Annotated in this window: 15 protein-coding genes; 11 read left to right on the plus strand and 4 right to left on the minus strand. The window is 68.5% G+C overall.

The window, feature by feature from the left end:
* Positions 1 to 2 precede the first annotated feature (2 nt).
* The 9 genes from LRH25_RS10485 to LRH25_RS10525 all read left to right on the plus strand — a co-directional run bounded on the left by LRH25_RS10485 (position 3) and on the right by LRH25_RS10525 (position 8,606).
* A complete protein-coding gene (locus tag LRH25_RS10485; protein ID WP_141289858.1) occupies positions 3 to 785 on the plus strand; it encodes an adenosylcobinamide-GDP ribazoletransferase in 783 nt (260 codons plus the stop codon).
* A 3-nt stretch (positions 786 to 788) separates the two neighbouring features.
* Positions 789 to 1,388: a histidine phosphatase family protein gene (locus tag LRH25_RS10490; protein ID WP_141289857.1), complete on the plus strand. Its 600-nt coding sequence runs from the start codon at positions 789 to 791 to the stop codon at positions 1,386 to 1,388.
* Between the two features lie 17 nt (positions 1,389 to 1,405).
* Positions 1,406 to 2,014: a bifunctional adenosylcobinamide kinase/adenosylcobinamide-phosphate guanylyltransferase gene (gene cobU / locus LRH25_RS10495; RefSeq protein WP_141289859.1), complete on the plus strand. Its 609-nt coding sequence runs from the start codon at positions 1,406 to 1,408 to the stop codon at positions 2,012 to 2,014.
* Positions 2,015 to 2,024: 10 nt separating this feature from the next.
* The gene (locus LRH25_RS10500) at positions 2,025 to 2,927 is read left to right on the plus strand and encodes a cobalamin-binding protein (protein WP_141289856.1); all 903 of its coding nucleotides are present in this window, start codon (positions 2,025 to 2,027) and stop codon (positions 2,925 to 2,927) included.
* 11 nt (positions 2,928 to 2,938) lie between these two features.
* Positions 2,939 to 4,381, plus strand: coding sequence for a cobyric acid synthase (locus LRH25_RS10505; protein WP_231011112.1), 1,443 nt, complete (start codon positions 2,939 to 2,941; stop codon positions 4,379 to 4,381).
* Between the two features lie 246 nt (positions 4,382 to 4,627).
* Positions 4,628 to 6,238 carry a DUF1800 domain-containing protein gene (locus tag LRH25_RS10510; RefSeq protein ID WP_231011113.1) on the plus strand — a complete coding sequence of 537 codons (1,611 nt, stop codon included), beginning with the start codon at positions 4,628 to 4,630 and terminating at the stop codon, positions 6,236 to 6,238.
* Between the two features lie 28 nt (positions 6,239 to 6,266).
* A complete protein-coding gene (locus LRH25_RS10515) occupies positions 6,267 to 7,487 on the plus strand; it encodes a DUF1501 domain-containing protein (RefSeq protein WP_141288891.1) in 1,221 nt (406 codons plus the stop codon).
* Positions 7,488 to 7,608: 121 nt separating this feature from the next.
* Positions 7,609 to 7,842, plus strand: a complete 234-nt coding sequence (locus tag LRH25_RS10520; RefSeq protein WP_141288889.1) for a DUF2630 family protein — start codon at positions 7,609 to 7,611, stop codon at positions 7,840 to 7,842.
* 110 nt (positions 7,843 to 7,952) lie between these two features.
* Positions 7,953 to 8,606: a flavin reductase family protein gene (locus LRH25_RS10525; protein WP_141288887.1), complete on the plus strand. Its 654-nt coding sequence runs from the start codon at positions 7,953 to 7,955 to the stop codon at positions 8,604 to 8,606.
* Between the two features lie 83 nt (positions 8,607 to 8,689).
* Here LRH25_RS10525 and LRH25_RS10530 read toward each other — a convergent pair whose 3' ends face one another.
* Complete coding sequence (locus LRH25_RS10530; protein ID WP_141288885.1) at positions 8,690 to 10,861, minus strand: phosphocholine-specific phospholipase C; 2,172 nt, start codon at positions 10,859 to 10,861, stop codon at positions 8,690 to 8,692.
* 227 nt (positions 10,862 to 11,088) lie between these two features.
* Here LRH25_RS10530 and LRH25_RS10535 point away from each other — a divergent pair, with 227 nt between their 5' ends.
* Positions 11,089 to 11,322 (plus strand): DUF2630 family protein, encoded by a 234-nt coding sequence (locus tag LRH25_RS10535; RefSeq protein ID WP_231011114.1) that lies wholly within the window; start codon positions 11,089 to 11,091, stop codon positions 11,320 to 11,322.
* 132 nt (positions 11,323 to 11,454) lie between these two features.
* On the opposite strand, the gene LRH25_RS10540 is transcribed toward LRH25_RS10535, so the two are convergent.
* Complete coding sequence (locus tag LRH25_RS10540) at positions 11,455 to 11,616, minus strand: hypothetical protein (RefSeq protein WP_170200879.1); 162 nt, start codon at positions 11,614 to 11,616, stop codon at positions 11,455 to 11,457.
* Between the two features lie 180 nt (positions 11,617 to 11,796).
* Here LRH25_RS10540 and LRH25_RS32765 point away from each other — a divergent pair, with 180 nt between their 5' ends.
* Complete coding sequence (locus LRH25_RS32765; RefSeq protein WP_259372446.1) at positions 11,797 to 11,925, plus strand: hypothetical protein; 129 nt, start codon at positions 11,797 to 11,799, stop codon at positions 11,923 to 11,925.
* A 21-nt stretch (positions 11,926 to 11,946) separates the two neighbouring features.
* On the opposite strand, the gene LRH25_RS10545 is transcribed toward LRH25_RS32765, so the two are convergent.
* On the minus strand, positions 11,947 to 13,449 hold the full coding sequence (locus tag LRH25_RS10545; protein ID WP_141287910.1) for a DUF6519 domain-containing protein: 1,503 nt from the start codon (positions 13,447 to 13,449) through the stop codon (positions 11,947 to 11,949).
* A gap of 24 nt (positions 13,450 to 13,473) precedes the next feature.
* Positions 13,474 to 15,666 (minus strand): hypothetical protein, encoded by a 2,193-nt coding sequence (locus LRH25_RS10550; protein ID WP_141287911.1) that lies wholly within the window; start codon positions 15,664 to 15,666, stop codon positions 13,474 to 13,476.

A 15,666-nucleotide genomic window follows, 5' to 3' on the forward strand; every position in this document is an offset into this window, starting at 1 on the left:
GCATGCACGAGCTGCGCCTTTTCCTGACCGCCCTGCAGTTCTTCACCCGCGTGCCGGTGCCCGGCTGGGTGGGCTGGTCGCCCGCGCAGCTCAACGCCTCGGCCCGCCATTTCCCAACGGTGGGCTGGCTGGTCGGTGCGGTCTGCGGCGCGGTGCTGGCCGGTGCCGGCTGGCTCTGGCCGCCGCTGGTGGCGGCCTTGCTGGCGATGGCCGCAGGCGTGTGGATGACCGGCGGTTTCCATGAAGACGGGCTGGCCGACAGCTGTGACGGCTTTGGTGGCGGCCGCGAGCGTGATCAAGTGCTGGCCATCATGAAGGACTCGCGCATTGGCAGCTATGGCGCCATTGCGCTGGTGCTGGCGCTGGGGCTGAAGGCCGCGCTGCTGGCCGAGCTGCTGCGGCAGACGCCGGTGTTGAACTGGGCTGCTTTCGGCGCGTTGATGGCCGCGATGCTCAGTGCCCACGCCTTGAGCCGCTGGGCGGCACTGCTGGTGATGGCGAGGCTGGACTATGTGCGCGAGGACGCGCTGTCCAAGTCCAAACCGATTGCGCAAGGCGTGCCGCTGCCGGCCTTGGCCGTCGCCACCGTGCTGGCCTTGTTGCCGGGGCTGCTGCTGGGTGGCGGCTGGCGTGTGGGCCTGGCCTGGCTGGTCGCCGCTGTGGTCGGCGGGTTGGCCATCCGCTTCTGCCGCAGGCGCCTGGGCGGCTATGTGGGTGACGCGCTCGGCGCCACGCAGCAACTGGCCGAGCTGGCGGTGCTGCTGGCCTGGGTGGCGCGGGCCTGAAGCATGGCCTTGATCCTGCTGCGCCACACGCGCGTGGACGCGCCTGCCGGGCTTTGCTACGGCTGGCATGACGTGGCCTTGCTGGCGCCCCCGCAGCCTTCGTTCGACGACGTGCAAGCCGCGCTGCAGGCCTTGCTCGCTCGCCTGGGCCTGAAGCTGGCCGAGGTTCACAGCAGCCCGCTGCAACGCGCCGCCTTGCTCGCGCAGCACCTGGCCGAAGCGCACGCCGCCAGGCTGACGACCGATGCACGCTGGCGCGAGCTGTCGTTTGGCGAATGGGAGGGCAGGCGCTGGGACTTCATTGACCGCGCGCAGAGCGACCCCTGGGCCGAAGACCCGCTGCACCGCGCGCCACCCGGCGGTGAAACACTGGCCACGCTGGCCGAGCGGGTGAGGGCTGCACGAGACGGTTTGCGGGACGCGGCTTCGAGGCCCGGAGAGGCAGTGCTCGCAGTCGGGCATGCCGGCCCGATGCGGGTGCTGCTGGCCGATGCACTGGGCCTGCCGCTGTACCCGCCGGTTGAACGGTCGCTGGACTTTGGTGGCCTGCTGGCCCTACGGCCGACGCGTGATGGCTGGTGTTTGGCCGAGGAGATGCCGTGAAGTTGAAACGCCCCGAGATGCCGCTGGCCGAAGCCGAGGTCGCCGCGCTGGCGGCGCAGGACGACGGGCCGAGGCACACGCTGTTGATCGGCGGCGCACGCTCGGGCAAGAGCGCGCTGGCCGAGCGCCGCGCGACCGAATGCGAGGCCGTGGGCGCCGAGGTCGTGGTCATCGCCACGGCCCAGGCGCTGGATGAAGAGATGGCCGCGCGCATTGCCGCGCACCGTGCCGTGCGGCCCGCTGGCTGGCGCACGGTGGAAGCGCCTCAGGCGCTGGCCACCACGTTGCAGGCCGAGGACGCGCCGAACCGCGTGTTGCTGGTCGACTGCCTGACGCTGTGGCTCAGCAACCTGCTGTTCGACGCTGAAACAGATGTCGAAGTGCGTGCGCTGCAGCCCAGCCAGCGTTGGGTCGACGAACGCGCCGCGCTGCTGGCCTTGCTGCCCACGCTGCGCGGTGAGCTGATCCTGATCGGCAATGAAGTCGGCCATGGCATCGTGCCCATGGGCGCGGGCAACCGCCTGTTCGTCGACGAAAACGGCCGGCTGCACCAGGCGCTGGCGTTGCACTGCGCGCGGGTGGAATTCGTGATGGCCGGCTGTGCGCTGGCCTTGAAAAGTTCTTGAGGGAGTGGGAATGAAGTGGTTCGGGAAGGCCGCCGTGCGCGGCCTGGTGGCGGTGTGTGGCCTGGCTTTGCAAGGCCTCGCGATGGCCGCACCAGTCAGCGTGCTGGACGACGATGGCCAGCGCATCACGTTGCCAGCACCGGCGCAGCGCATCGTGAGCCTCGCGCCGCACACCACCGAGCTGCTGTTCGACGCGGGTGCTGGCGCCAAGGTGGTGGCCACCGTGCGCTATGGCGACTACCCCGAGGCCGCGAAGAAGCTGCCGCAGGTGGGCGACGCACACAGCCTGGACCTGGAGCAGATCGCCGCACTGAAGCCGGACCTGATCGTTGTCTGGATGCACGGCAACTCGGCGCGCCAGATCGAGCGCCTGCACGCGCTGAAGCTGCCCATCTTCCACAGCGAGCCGCACAGCCTGCCCGCGATTGCAGACGGCATGCGCCGGCTGGGCACCTTGGCCGGTACCGAGCCAGCCGCCAACGCGGCGGCCAATGCCTTCATGGCCGACCTGGGCGCCTTGCGCCAGCGCTACAGCGGCCGCCCACCCGTCAAGGTTTTCTACCAGATCTGGTCCAAGCCGCTGATGACGGTGAACAAGGGGCACTTGATCAGCGACGTGATCTCGCTGTGCGGCGGCGTCAACGTCTTTGCCGACCAGCCGCTGCTGGTGCCCACGCCCAGCGTCGAAGCGGTGCTGGCCACGCAGCCCGAGGTGCTGGCCACCGGCACGCCGGATGGCAAGCCCGACGACAGCCTGCAGCCCTGGCAAGGCCTGAAGGCCTTTGCGCCGGTAGCCAGGAACCAGGTCATCTGGCTGACCTCGGACGAGATCAGCCGCCACACGCCGCGCATCCTGCTCGGTGCCAGGCAGATGTGCGAGGGCCTCGACGCTGTGCGGGCCAAGTCCAAGTGAAAGGTGCGCTGATGGTGCAGGGCACTACGTCGGATGCCGGCAAGAGCACCGTCGTGGCGGGCCTGGCGCGTGTACTGGTTCGGCAGGGCATTCGCGTGGCACCGTTCAAGCCGCAGAACATGGCGCTCAACAGCGCGGTGACGGCAGACGGCGGCGAGATCGGCCGGGCGCAGGCGCTGCAGGCGCTGGCCGCGCGGGTCGCACCCACCGTCGACATGAACCCGGTGCTGCTCAAGCCCAGCTCGGACACCGGCGCGCAGGTCATCGTGCACGGCAAGGTGCTGGCCGACATGAATGCGCGGGCCTACCACGACTACAAGCGCGTGGCCTATGCCGCGGTGGCCGAGTCCTTCGCCCGGCTGCGCGCGGCCTACGACGTGGTGCTGGTCGAAGGCGCAGGCAGCCCGGCCGAGATCAACCTGCGCGACCGCGACATCGCCAACATGGGCTTTGCGCTGCCGCATCAAGTGCCGGTCCTGCTGGTGGCCGACATCGACCGCGGCGGCGTGTTCGCCCACCTCACCGGTACGCTGGCCTGTCTGGCAGAGGACGAGCAGGCGCTGGTGCGCGGCTTCCTGATCAACCGCTTCCGTGGCGACATCGGCCTGCTGCAGCCCGGGCTGGACTGGTTGGAGGCGAAGACCGGCAAGCCGGTGTTCGGCACGCTGCCTTACCTGCACGGCCTGCAACTGGATGCCGAGGACGCGATCCAGGTCGCGCAGCCGGCAGGCGGCGACGGGCCGCTGCTCAAGGTCATCGTGCCGGTGCTGCCTCGCATCAGCAACCACACCGATTTCGACGCGCTGCGCGCCCATCCGCAGGTTGACCTGAGTTTCATCGGCCCCGGCCAACAGGTTCCGCCTGCGGACCTCATCGTGCTGCCTGGCAGCAAGAGCGTGCAGGCCGACCTGCGCTGGCTGCGTGCCAACGGATGGGAGCCCGCCATCCAGCGCCATCTTCGCTATGGCGGCAAGTTGATCGGCATCTGCGGCGGCCTGCAGATGCTGGGCCGTGCGCTGCACGACCCACTCGCGCGTGAAGGCGGTGGCAGCGAAGCGGGACTGGGCCTGCTGGACTTCGAGACCACGCTGGCGGCCGAGAAGCAGCTGCGCCAGGTCCAGGGCCGGCTGACCTGGGGCGAAGGTGCTGTGGTGACGGGCTACGAAATCCACCTTGGCCTGAGCGATGGGCTGGCGATGCAGCGGCCTGCACTGACCCTGGCGGGCGGTCGACCCGATGGGGCTTTGTCGGCAGACGGCCAGGTGCTCGGCACCTATGTGCACGGCCTGTTCGACCAGCCCGAGGCCCAGGCCGCGCTGCTGCGCTGGGCCGGCCTGGGGCAGGCCGCGGCGGTGGACCTGGCCGCCCTGCGCGAAGCCAGCCTGGAGCGGCTGGCGGATTCGCTGGAGGCGTCAATGGACCTGCCGGCCTTGTGGGCGCAACTGGAGCCCTGAACGGTCTCCCTAGAAACCTCGCTTCACACAACGGGCGTCAACGATGCGTCAACGGTGTTTGGGCGGCCAGCGTTGGCCTGATGGAACAAGCAGCGCTCGATGCACTCCAACCGCATCGACCTTCTCCGGCGGGTAGCGCCCCGTCGGGTCACATTTCTCCGGCGGGCAAGGCCTCGCCGGGCCGCATGGCCCATGTCCGCGTCGCGGTGCATCGGTCCCAAGACTCACCGAGAACAGGAAGCGCACATGTTGACCCCCTCCTCCCAGCCCACCTTGCGCCGGCGCAGCTGGCTCGCCGGCATGGGCCTGGGCGCTGCGGCGCTGGCCACCGGCTGTTCGGCGCCGGCCGTGCAGTCGGCACCCGCGCCGGCCACGCCCGAGCCAGCGCCCGGCACGCCGCTGGGCCCCGTCAGCGTGGAAGACCGGCAGTGGCTGGAGCGCCTGTCCTGGGGTGCCAACGACAGCCTGGCGCGGGAATTCCAGGCCATGGGCCGTGAGCGCTGGCTGGCAATGCAGCTGACGCCGCAATGGCCGCCCACGCTGCCACCGGTGGTCAAGGCGCAGATTGACGCGCTGGACATCAGCCGCAAGCCAATGCTGGCGCTTGCGCGAGCCAGCGACGAACAGCGCAAGGCCTGGGTGGCGATGAAAGGCGACGAGCAAGTGGCCGCGCGCCAGGCCTGGCAGCAGGAGATGGCGCGCCTCACCACCGAGGCCGTCAACCGGCAACTGCTGCGCAGCCTCTATGCGCGCGAGCAACTGCAGGATCAGATGGGCTGGTTCTGGTTCAACCACTTCAACGTCTACGCCCAGAAGGCCAACCTGCGGGTCATGATGGGCGATTACGACGACACCATCCGCCCGCTGGCGCTGGGCCGTTTCCGAGACCTGCTGGGCGCGGTCGTCTACCACCCGGCCATGCTGCGCTACCTGGACAACGACCAGAACCGCGTCGGCAAGCTCAACGAGAATCTGGGCCGCGAACTGCTGGAGCTGCACACGCTGGGCGTGGACGGCGGCTACAGCCAGCAGGACGTGCAGGAGATGGCGCGTGTGCTGACCGGCTTCGGCCTGCAGATCGAGGAACAGAACCCGCGCATGAAGCCCGAGTTCGAGGCACAGTACCTGCGCCGCGGGCTGTTCGAGTTCAACCCGCAGCGCCATGACCCGGGTTCGAAGAAAGTGCTGGGCGAGACGGTGCAGGGCCAGGGCGGCGTGGCCGAGCTGAACGGCGTGCTGGACCGCCTGGCGCGCCACCCGTCTACCGCACGTCACATCTGCCGCAAGATTGCCGTCTACCTGGTGGCCGACGAACCCTCGCCGGCGCTGGTGCAAAAGCTCTCGGCGCGCTACCTGGCGAGCGACGGCCGCATCGACCAGGTGCTGCGCGAGCTGTTCGCCGCGCCCGAGTTCGCGGCCTCGCTGAACAAGCGCTTCAAGGACCCGATGCAGTTCGTGCTGTCCGCCGTGCGCCAGTGCCATGACGGGCAGACGGTGGTCAACACGCAGCCGATCCGCGGCTGGCTGCAGCGCCTGGGCGAGGCGCCCTACATGCGCGTGACGCCCGATGGCTACCCGCTCGAAAGCTCGGCCTGGAACGGCCAGGGCCAGTTGACGGCACGTTTCGAGCTGGCGCGCATCATCGTCACCGGCGGCAATGTGAACAACCACCTCTTCCGCGCCGAGGGCGACCCGCCGCTGGCCCAGGTGCCGCAGGCGCGGGCACGCGGCGAACTGTTCAAGGCGGCGATCGAGCCGACGCTGGCGCAGGCCACCAAGCTTGCGCTGACCCAGGCCGCCACGCCGCGCGAAGCTGACGCGCTGTGGCTGTCGTCTCCCGAATTCATGTGGCGCTGAGCCTGCGGAGTATTTGCAAATGACCGTGATGCTGAACCGACGCCAACTGCTGGGCCGCGCCGCAGCCAGCCTGCCCTTGCTGGCCGGCACTTTCTCGTCCACCTCGCTGTGGGCCGGGCCGAACGACCTGCCGCGCACGCTGATCGTCTTCCTGCGCGGTGCCTATGACGCCAACAGCCTGCTGGTGCCCTACACCAGTTCGTTCTACTACGAGAGCCGGCCTAACATCTCAATCGCCAAGCCCGACGGCAGCAGCGATGGCGCGCAGAAGCTGGACGCCGACTGGGCGCTGGCGCCGGCCACCACCGAAAGCCTGATGCCGCTGTGGCAGAAGAAGCAGCTGGCCTTCGTGCCTTTTGCCGGCAGCGAAGACGTGAGCCGCAGCCACTTCGAGACGCAGGACAACTTCGAGCTGGGCCAGGGCGTGGGCGGCAGCCTGCAATACCGCAACGGCTTCATGAACCGCCTGGCCACCACGCTGGGCGTGCAGAAGCAGCCCGGCCGCGAGGCGCTGGCCTTCACCGACCAGCTGCCGCTGATCTTCCAGGGCAAACTGGCCGTGGGCAACCAGGGCCTGCGCTCGGTGGGCGGCGGCGGGGTGGACGAACGCCAGGCCAACCTGGTCCGCAGCATGTATGCGCAGACGCCGCTGTCCGGCGCGGTCGACAGCGGCTTCGATACCCGGCGCGAAGTGCTGCAGGAAATGGGCGAGCAAAAGGACATGGCCAGCCGCAATGCCATTGGCTCCAAGGGCTTCGAGGCCGAAGCCAAGCGGGTGGCCAAGCTGATGCGCGAGCGCGTGGCATTGGGCTTCATCGACGTGGGCGGCTGGGACACGCATGCCAACCAGGGGGCCGCGCTGGGCGGCTTGGCCACGCGGCTGTCGGAGCTGTCGGCCGGCCTGGCGGCGTTTGCCACCGAGATGGGCCCGCAGTGGCAGAACACCACGGTCATCGTCGTCAGCGAGTTCGGCCGCACCTTCCGGGAGAACGGCAACCGTGGCACCGACCATGGCCACGGCACCGTCTACTGGGTGATGGGCGGCGGCCTGAAGGCCGGCGGCAAGGTCGTCGGCCCGCAGCAGCAGCTGCGCGCCGACACCTTGTTCCAGGACCGCGACATGCCCGCGTTGACCGACTACCGCGCCATGCTGGCGGGGCTGTGGGGCCGCCAGTACGGCATCAGCCTGGCGCAGCAACAGCAGGTCTTCCCCGGCCTGAAGGCTGGCGTGGACCTGGGCCTGGTGTGAGCTGGCGGGCTTCCCCATGGGCTGCCAGCGGTCTCTCCAATGGCGGATGACAGCGTCGCCCGGACACGTCATGGTACGAAGTTGCCATCCGGCACTGCACGCTCACCACAAGGCGCTCATCATGAATGACCAGACCCTCCTGAACCACATCACCCAGCTCGTCGAAGAAGAGCACACGCTGCGTGCCGCGCCCACCTCGGCGGGCGCCGAAGCCGAACGCCTGCGCCACGTGGCCGAGCAGCTGGACCAGTGCTGGGACCTGCTGCGCCAGCGCCGCGCCAAGCGCGAGTTTGGCGAGAACCCGTCGGAGGCGCATGTGCGCGACGTGGGCACGGTGAAGCGCTACGAAGGCTGAATGCGCAGCCGCGGCAGCGGCAGGCATGCTGATGCCTTTGCGGCACGCGGCCCGGCATGATTCGTCGTGCAACGAAGCGTTTCGGCGGCAAGCTCCCTAGAGTCGAGGCCATGCACTCGATTGTCCTGCCCAACCCCCCGCCCCGCGTTCCCAGTTCTGTGGAGGTGTGCCCGTCCATCCTCTATTTCGGCACGCCAGTGGCGTTGATCAGCACGCTGAACCTGGAAGGGGCGGCCAATCTCTCGCCCATGTCTTCTGTCTGGGCGCTGGCTGACCGCTTGGTGCTGGGCCTGGCGCAGGCGAGCCAAGGCTGCGAGAACTTCGTGCGCTCTGGCGAAGCGGTGATCAACCTGCCAGGGCCCGACCAATGCGTTGCGGTGGAAGCGCTGGCGCCCACCACCGGCCGGTTTCCCGTGCCGGGTCACAAGCGGGACATGGGCTACCGCCACGAGGGCGACAAGTTCGCCCTGGCCAAGTTCACGCCGCTGGCCTCCCGCTTCGTGGGCCCGCCGCGCATTGCCGAGTGCCCGCTGCAACTGGAGGTGCGTTTGCTGGCCGCCCATGGTGCCTCCGTGGTGGACGGCGCCGACCCCGGCTTCCTGCTGCTCGAAGCCAAGGTGCTGCAAGTCCACGCGCACCAGGACATTGTCCTGCCGGGCAGCCAGCACATCGACACGCAGCAGTGGAGCCCGCTGCTCTACGTGTTCCGCCACTACTTCGCCACCGGTGGCCGATTAGGCCGGAACTTTCGCGCGGAGACCTGAGTTCGCGCGTCCCTTGAAGACCTGGCCTGCTCGAGGCCGAGGGCCAGGTCTTTGGGGCGCGCTGCCGCGGGCGTTCAGCAGCTTCAGACGCCCATCGCCGGGTCGCTGGTGCTGTGCTTGCCGTTTTCGATGCGGCCAGCCACGCGCCGCACGAAGGCTGCTTTGCTGCCCACGCTGACCGTCAGGTCGTACCAGCCCTTTTCCGGGCTGGCGTCGTAAGTGACCGTCAGCGAGGTGCCGGCGGGCACTTTGTAGGAAGCTGGCGAGGCATCGCGGTAGGCGTTGATGACGATGTCGAAGCTGCAGTCCGCACTGCCGCTGTTCTTCAGCACCAGCGAGAGCGTGCGGTCCTTGGACGACTGCTTCACTTCCAGCTCGGGGTTGGCCGAAGGGCTCTTCTTGGCCAGGTCGGTGTCGCCCTGCAGGTGGCGGTGGAAGCCGTTCGGGCCGAGGATCCACAGGTCGTAGGCGCCCTGGTCGTCCTTGGCCGACCAGCTGCCGCTCAGGTTCATGCCGGCTTCCACCGTGTAGCGGCGCGGCATGCGGTCCAGATGCAGCTTGTCATAGACGTGGAACACCACGCCCACGCTGCCCTTGTTGCGGAACACCACGTCCACCCGCTTGTCGGCCGCCAGCACCGTGGCGTCCACCTTCAGCACATAGGGCAGGGCGCGCGAGTGGCGGATGCCCCAGGGCTGCGTGGGCAGGGTCTGGCTGGCCTCTGGCGGCACGGGCACTTGTGGCAGCGTTTCCTGCTGGGCGCGCAGCTTGTCGGCCGACTTCTTGGTCAGCTTGGGCAGCGCCGGCAGCGGGTCCACGTTGGGGCTGACGAAGTTGAAGGCCGAGGTCAGGTCACCCGCCACGGCACGGCGCCAGGTGCTGATCTGCGGCTCCTGCACGCCGAAGCGCTGCTCCAGGAAGCGGATGACGGAGGTGTGGTCGAAGACCTGCGAGTTGACCCAGCCGCCGCGGCTCCAGGGCGACAGCACCAGCATCGGCACGCGCGGGCCCATGCCGTAGACCCGGCCGTCGGGCTGCGGCTGGCTGGTCGTGCCGGGCGGGTTGGCGTGGGTGAAACGTTCGCTGTCCACCGGGCAGGTGGAAGCACCGGCCACATTGCCGCTTTCGTCGATGGCGGGCGCTGCCGGGGTAGGCACGTGGTCGAAGAAACCGTCGTTCTCGTCGAAATTGACCAGCAGCACCGTCTTGCTCCACACGGCCGGGTCCGCGGTCAGCGCGTTGAGCACCTGCTCGATGTACCAGGCGCCTTGCACCGGGCTGGACGGGCCAGGGTGCTCGCTGTAGGTCTCGGGCGCGACGATCCACGACACGGCAGGCAACGTGCCGGCCTTGATGTCGTCCTTGAGCGCCTGCAGGAAGCCGCCGTCCGGCATGGTGTTGGCAATGCCCTTGCACAGCGGGCTGATCGCGTCATGCGTGGCAGGCGCGTACGGGATGTACGGCGAGCCGTCGCCGTTGTTGCCCATCGCGATGTTGGCCAGGCGGTAGTTGACGAAGCCGGCCAGCGAGTTGTCGGTGAAGTTGTCCGGCATGTTCTGGTAGACCTTCCAGCTCACGCCGGCGGCCTGCAGGCGCTCCGGGTAGGTGGCCCAGGTGTAGCCCTTGTCCGGGGCTTCCATGCCGTCCCATTCGTTGACCACTGCTGCCACGTTGGCGCCGGTCGGGCCGTTGGTGCCGGTCCACAGGAACAGGCGGTTCGGGTTGGTGCCGGCCTGGATGGCGCAGTGGTAGGCGTCGCACACGGTGAAGGCATTGGCCAGCGCGAACTGGAAGCCGACTTCGGCTTCGCGGTAGTAGCCCATCGAGTGGTCGGTCTTGTAGCGCGGCCATTCATTCAGGCGGCCGGCATTCCAGGCGTTCTGCGCGTCGTTCCACGAGTGCGGCGTGCCCTGCACCCGCTGCGCGTTGCCCTGGCTGCTGTCCAGGTGGTAGGGCAGCACGACGCGGGTGCCATCGCTCTGCTCCCAGACGCTGCGGCCGTTGGCCAGTGGAATCGTGAAACGATCGCCAAAGCCGCGCACACCCACCAGGGTACCGAAGTAGTTGTCGAACGAACGGTTCTCCTGCATCAGGATCACCACGTGCTTGACGTCCTTGATGGTGCCGGTGGTGTTGTCCGCCGGAATGGCCAGCGCGCGGGCGATGGCGGGCGGCAGCGCGGTGGTGGCGGCTGCGGCGGCGGCGAGTTGGGCGGTGCCGCGCAGGAAGCTGCGGCGGTCGGTGGGCTGGTTCATCAGATTCCTGGAAGCTGCAAAGGACCGCGCCACCGGTGCGGTGGCGCATTGGCAAACCACGCAGAATGCAGCGGTTTGAAGTCAGGCGTGTGATGACTTGATGCAGTGGGACCCTCTCGGCGGGCTTCCCCATGGCCCGTCAGCGGTTTCTCCAATGGCAGATGACAGCAGCCTCCGGACGGGTCATGGTGCGGGTTGCCATCAACGGCCCAACCAAAGGCGCTGACATGAACGACCAGACCCTCTTGAACCACATCACCCAGCTCGTCGAAGAAGAGCACACGCTCCGTGCCGCGCCCACCTCGGCGGGCGCCGAAGCCGAACGCCTGCGCCACGTGGCCGAGCAGCTGGACCAGTGCTGGGACCTGCTGCGCCAGCGCCGCGCCAAGCGCGAGTTCGGCGAGAACCCGGCGGAGGCGCATGTGCGCGACGTGGGCACGGTGGAGCGCTACGAAGGCTGAATGCGCAGCCGCGGCAGGGCAGGGCATGCGGGGGTCTGTGTCTCACCCATGTCGTCTGTCTGGGCGCGGGCTGACCGGTTGGTGCCGGGCCTGGCCCAGGCGAGCCGCCAATTCCTCAGGCGGTGGGCGCGCTCATTGCAACACGCCCAACACGATCAGCACGCTGTTGCCGCCTGGCACTTGGCTGGGGCCTTCGCCGCCGTGAGGATCGGGCATCTGTGCGGCGCGGGCCGGGTCAATCTTGTCGGCGCCGGTGTTGACTTGCAAGCCGTAGAACATGCTTTCGATCTGCATCTTGCCGCGCAGGCCGTAGAGCGTGGGTGAGGCCTTGTTGAAGTAGTCGACCTGGCTACCCGAACCTGAGAGCTCGATGCGGAAGGCGGGCTTGTCGGCCGTACCGCCCGTGCCCAGGTAGGTGTAGGAGATGTCGCCGCGCCAATCCGACAGGTTGATCGACTGGCTCAGGACCGCGACATGCCTGCGTTGACCGACTACCGCGCAATGCTGGCCGGGCTGTGGGACCGCCAGTACGGGCTGACGCCGGCCCAGCGGGCGCAGGTGTTTCCGGGGCTGAAGGGCAGCGCGGATCTGGGGCTGGTCTGAAGCGATCGGCGCGCTGTCGCATCAAGCTCCCCGTCGCCGACGCGTTGACGGCAAGACCTTGTTGGGTGTGCTTGGCGCGGTGGTCCTGCGCGGTTTGGTGCGAGCCTGTGTAGCGTCGGCCTCCGCAGCATTGATCACTTGCCGCAACTGAACAGCGCACGTGGTTGGCGCCAGACTCAGGCAGTGGCGGCATTCCCTGAAGACCCGCAGCCCCTCATCGGAGTTGTCGTCGAAGACCAGCACGCCCAGCGGCGAGAAGTGGTGGACGATGCCTTGCGGTGCCTGCCATGCGTCCGGCGCGCCCTGGGCCGGCCAGGCGATGCCTTGCGTCGCCACGCGCGCGGGGATCAGCCAGTACTCACCGCTGCGGTAGTCGCCGCCGGTCTCGAACGCGACCTGGACGCCGTCTTCGAGGTCCAGCCAGGTCAGCTGTAAGCCATTCGATTCGATGATCGGCACCGCACCTTCGTCCAGCACGACGATGTCGCTGCCGTGCTGGTCCCAGCGGCGCAGCTTGGGGTTGGACAAGGTCTCTGACCAGGCCATCAGCGTGCCGCCCGGCACACTGGCCGAGTCGACCACCAACTGGTCGCCATCGACCACCGAGATGCGCACCAACTGGCCCGGTTCGTTGGCCAGGTCCAGCGCATCGTGCGACAGCTCGACCCAGTCGCCTGCCGTGAAGCCGCGGGCGCTGGAGGCGCTGAGCGTCGATGCATCACCGCTGCTGCCCACGCCCAGCCAGCGAGCGGCCACGCTGCCGTTCTCGCGCGACCATTTGAAAGTGGCACCACCCGCGACGCCAGCGCGATGCACCTCGACCCGGTACAGCTGGTTCTCGGCGCCGCGGTAGGCCGCATCCGGCGACACGATGCAGGGGTCGGTGAAGGCCGAGCCGGGGTCGAGGCGTGCGGTCATGAGGCCGCTGCCCAGGGCCGTCAGCGAAGACAAGGGCGTGTTGCAGGCGTCCTGGTTCTCACGCGGGTTGCCCCAGTTCTCATCCCACGGCAAGGCTTTGACCTGCCAGATGACCTTGGCGCGCGTGCAGGTGTCTGGCCCGCCCAGTGCAGGCTCGCGGATCGAGTCGTCTTCGATCCACGAGACATGCCGTTCCCACACGTCGAGGTAGACCCAGAAGGCCTGGTTCGAGGAGGGCCGCGTCAGCCACGCGAGCAGCGCGTCGCCGCCCTCGTTGTTGACCGGCGGCGTGGGTGTGTAGTCGGGCTGGTCGGCGTAAGACGTCCACTGCTCGTTCTCGCACAGGATGCCGTCCACGTAGTAGTGGCCGGGGGCGAGCGACAGCACCGCGGGCTTGGTGGACTTGTCCAGGTCCAGGCTGAAGCCGCTGTCAGGCGGGCCGCCGCCAGCGCCGAAGAGGTCGCGCGTCAGCAAGCGAAGGTGGTGCAGCAGGATGGCCGAGGCCTCGTTGCTGTCGGCGTCCAGCGCCACGCGACCCTGCTGGTGCAGGACGCGGCTGTAGTGCTTGCTGCTGTCGAAGCCGAAGCGGGTGAAGTCGCCTTTCATGGGAAGCCTCTCTCGGGTTTGTCGTCAATTCGCAAACAGCAGGCCGACATGCATGCCGGCCGGCGTGAACTGGGCCAGGCGCGCGCGCAGGTTGGCCGCGCGTTGGGGTTGGAACAGGTCGTGGTACACGCCCATTTCGGAGTCGTCGTCGGCGCCGCGCACGATCTCGGCCGCGCAGTGAATGCCGAGCTGCGCGTAGCCCGGGGTGCCGTAACGCTCGGACGTGAACTGTGGCCGCAGGCGCAACTGCTCGCTCAGGATCTCGGCGTGGAGCGGGTCGGCATCGGTGATGCGGCGGCGCACGTCGGCAATGGCTTCGTCGGGCTGGCAGCGATAGCGCCGCGGCGTGCGGCAGCGACAGGGCACGTAGCAAAAGCGCATGCAGCCGATCTGGCGTCGCGCCACGTTGACGCAGCCGGTGAAGATGCAGTTCTCGGCCAGCGTGATCGCGTGCACGTCAACGATGCCGAACACGGTCGTGTCGCTGACCGTCAGCATCACATGGGCAATGCCGTCGCCCGGCCCGCCGATGGCCTGCATGTCGTGGCCGGTGGCATCGACGATGCTGTCGCTGATGTTCAGCGGGATCGGGTCCAGCCCGACTTGGTCTTCGCTGACACGGATCGTGCCGACGATGCTGTGCTCGACGGAGATGGTGGCGCGCAGCCCGTTCATCTCCAAGCTGGGTTCGGCGGGCCGGCGTGGCTCGCAATTGCAGTCGATGCCCCAGCCGGGCACCAGCGTGCAATGACGGATCACGACGCGAGCGCCGCACACGTCCGCTGAGGCGTAGCCGTCCGACCGCCCTTGCACGCGCAGCGGCCGGCCGGTGACCAGCAGGCCGTCGAGGCTGATGCGGCTGCGCTCGCCCAGCGTGATGGTCAGCGCATCGGGGAGGTCGGTCTGCCAGTCGATCAGCCGCAGCACCGGCCGCGTGCGCTGCGCTGCGCGCAACTGCAGCGACTGTCCATCGGCCAGCGTGACGGACAGCGGCTCGACGAAGACGGCGCTGCTGCCCAGCTCGATTACCGCATCGTCGGGCTGGTCCTTCTGCCACTGGGCCAGCGCATCGGCGATGCGGTGGAACTCGAACTGGTCGCCTTCGCCGACGCGGTACAGCTTGTACGGCCCGGCCGGTGCCAGCAGAGGCCGCTCATATTCGCCACCGCCGATGGCGGACGGCTGGCCGTAGCGGTAGCTGACCCGCACACCCTTGCGCGGCAACTGCGACGGCGGAAACGCGATGCGGCCCAGCACCGGATCAACCGCCACCTGGTTGGCGCGCGGCACGTAGGTCCAGCCGCTCAGGTCGGCCGGCACGATCTGCGCTAGCGGCACGATCGCGCTGCCGGGGGCGCCGGCCCAGCCCTCGGCGCGAATCGACAGGCTCAGCTCCTCGCCGTAGAAGGCGCCGGGGTTCGCATCGAACGCGTGGCGGCGAATGGCCGCGGGCAGGTTCAGTTCCTCGGCGATGTGGCTGGGGTCGGTCTCGGGCTGTGGCGCGACGAACAGCGGTGCGTCCTGCCCCAGCACACTGAAGGTGAAGCAGTGGGGCCCGGCTTCTTCAATGCAGCAGGCGGGTGTGTCGGTGACTGGCAAGCTCAACAGCCGCCAGGCGTAGACCCCGACGCTCGGGATGTTGAACAGGCCGGTGCCCCGGTGCGAATCGATGCGCCGCAGGTCCACGCTGTGCGCAATGGCTTCGAACGGGCCCCCCAGCTGGTCCAGCGCATCCATCTCGCGCAGGTCGACCAGGCGGTGCCGTTCGAGGTAGAGGTGGTTGATATTCTGGTCACGCACCAGCAGCTTGAAGAACTCGACCGCGCGGGCCGGCCAGCCGGCCACGTCTTGCGCCAGTTGTTCCAGCAGCGCCAGTGTGCCTTTCGCGCGCCGGTTGCGGATGGCGTTGGCCACCTCGCGGCGCGGCACCAGCACGCGTGGGTTCTCGCAGGCTGGCGCATCAGCGGGCAGACCGGCCTCGGCCAGCGGCACATGGCCGACCAGGTCGCCGATGTAGGGCACGGCCCAGTCCTGTGCGGTCTCGATGAACCAGTTGTCATAGAGCTGGGCGATGTCGTCTTCGACCACATTGACCTGCTCGGCGATCACGTGCAGCAGCGCCTTCAGCGGGTAGCCCTGGTCGGCATCGCGCATGCGATGGACCGTGGGCAGCAGCGCGTATAGGCGGTCGGCGCGGGCCGTATCGATGGTGTTCAT

The organism is Ideonella azotifigens, assembly GCF_021043325.1.
GTDB lineage: Bacteria > Pseudomonadota > Gammaproteobacteria > Burkholderiales > Burkholderiaceae_C > Ideonella > Ideonella azotifigens.

Excerpts from the sequence above, each read along its gene's own strand:
- LRH25_RS10490 (WP_141289857.1), top strand. The coding sequence starts at position 789 with ATGGCCTTGATCCTGCTGCGCCACACGCGCGTGGACGCGCCTGCCGGG.
- LRH25_RS10540 (WP_170200879.1), bottom strand. The coding sequence starts at position 11,616 with ATGCAGATCGAAAGCATGTTCTACGGCTTGCAAGTCAACACCGGCGCC.
- LRH25_RS10500 (WP_141289856.1), top strand. The coding sequence starts at position 2,025 with ATGAAGTGGTTCGGGAAGGCCGCCGTGCGCGGCCTGGTGGCGGTGTGT.
- LRH25_RS10545 (WP_141287910.1), bottom strand. The coding sequence starts at position 13,449 with ATGAAAGGCGACTTCACCCGCTTCGGCTTCGACAGCAGCAAGCACTAC.
- LRH25_RS10550 (WP_141287911.1), bottom strand. The coding sequence starts at position 15,666 with ATGAACACCATCGATACGGCCCGCGCCGACCGCCTATACGCGCTGCTG.
- LRH25_RS10510 (WP_231011113.1), top strand. The coding sequence starts at position 4,628 with ATGTTGACCCCCTCCTCCCAGCCCACCTTGCGCCGGCGCAGCTGGCTC.
- LRH25_RS10505 (WP_231011112.1), top strand. The coding sequence starts at position 2,939 with ATGGTGCAGGGCACTACGTCGGATGCCGGCAAGAGCACCGTCGTGGCG.
- LRH25_RS10485 (WP_141289858.1), top strand. The coding sequence starts at position 3 with ATGCACGAGCTGCGCCTTTTCCTGACCGCCCTGCAGTTCTTCACCCGC.
- LRH25_RS10520 (WP_141288889.1), top strand. The coding sequence starts at position 7,609 with ATGAATGACCAGACCCTCCTGAACCACATCACCCAGCTCGTCGAAGAA.
- LRH25_RS10515 (WP_141288891.1), top strand. The coding sequence starts at position 6,267 with ATGCTGAACCGACGCCAACTGCTGGGCCGCGCCGCAGCCAGCCTGCCC.
- cobU (WP_141289859.1), top strand. The coding sequence starts at position 1,406 with ATGCCGCTGGCCGAAGCCGAGGTCGCCGCGCTGGCGGCGCAGGACGAC.
- LRH25_RS10525 (WP_141288887.1), top strand. The coding sequence starts at position 7,953 with ATGCACTCGATTGTCCTGCCCAACCCCCCGCCCCGCGTTCCCAGTTCT.
- LRH25_RS10535 (WP_231011114.1), top strand. The coding sequence starts at position 11,089 with ATGAACGACCAGACCCTCTTGAACCACATCACCCAGCTCGTCGAAGAA.
- LRH25_RS10530 (WP_141288885.1), bottom strand. The coding sequence starts at position 10,861 with ATGAACCAGCCCACCGACCGCCGCAGCTTCCTGCGCGGCACCGCCCAA.
- LRH25_RS32765 (WP_259372446.1), top strand. The coding sequence starts at position 11,797 with ATGCCTGCGTTGACCGACTACCGCGCAATGCTGGCCGGGCTGTGGGAC.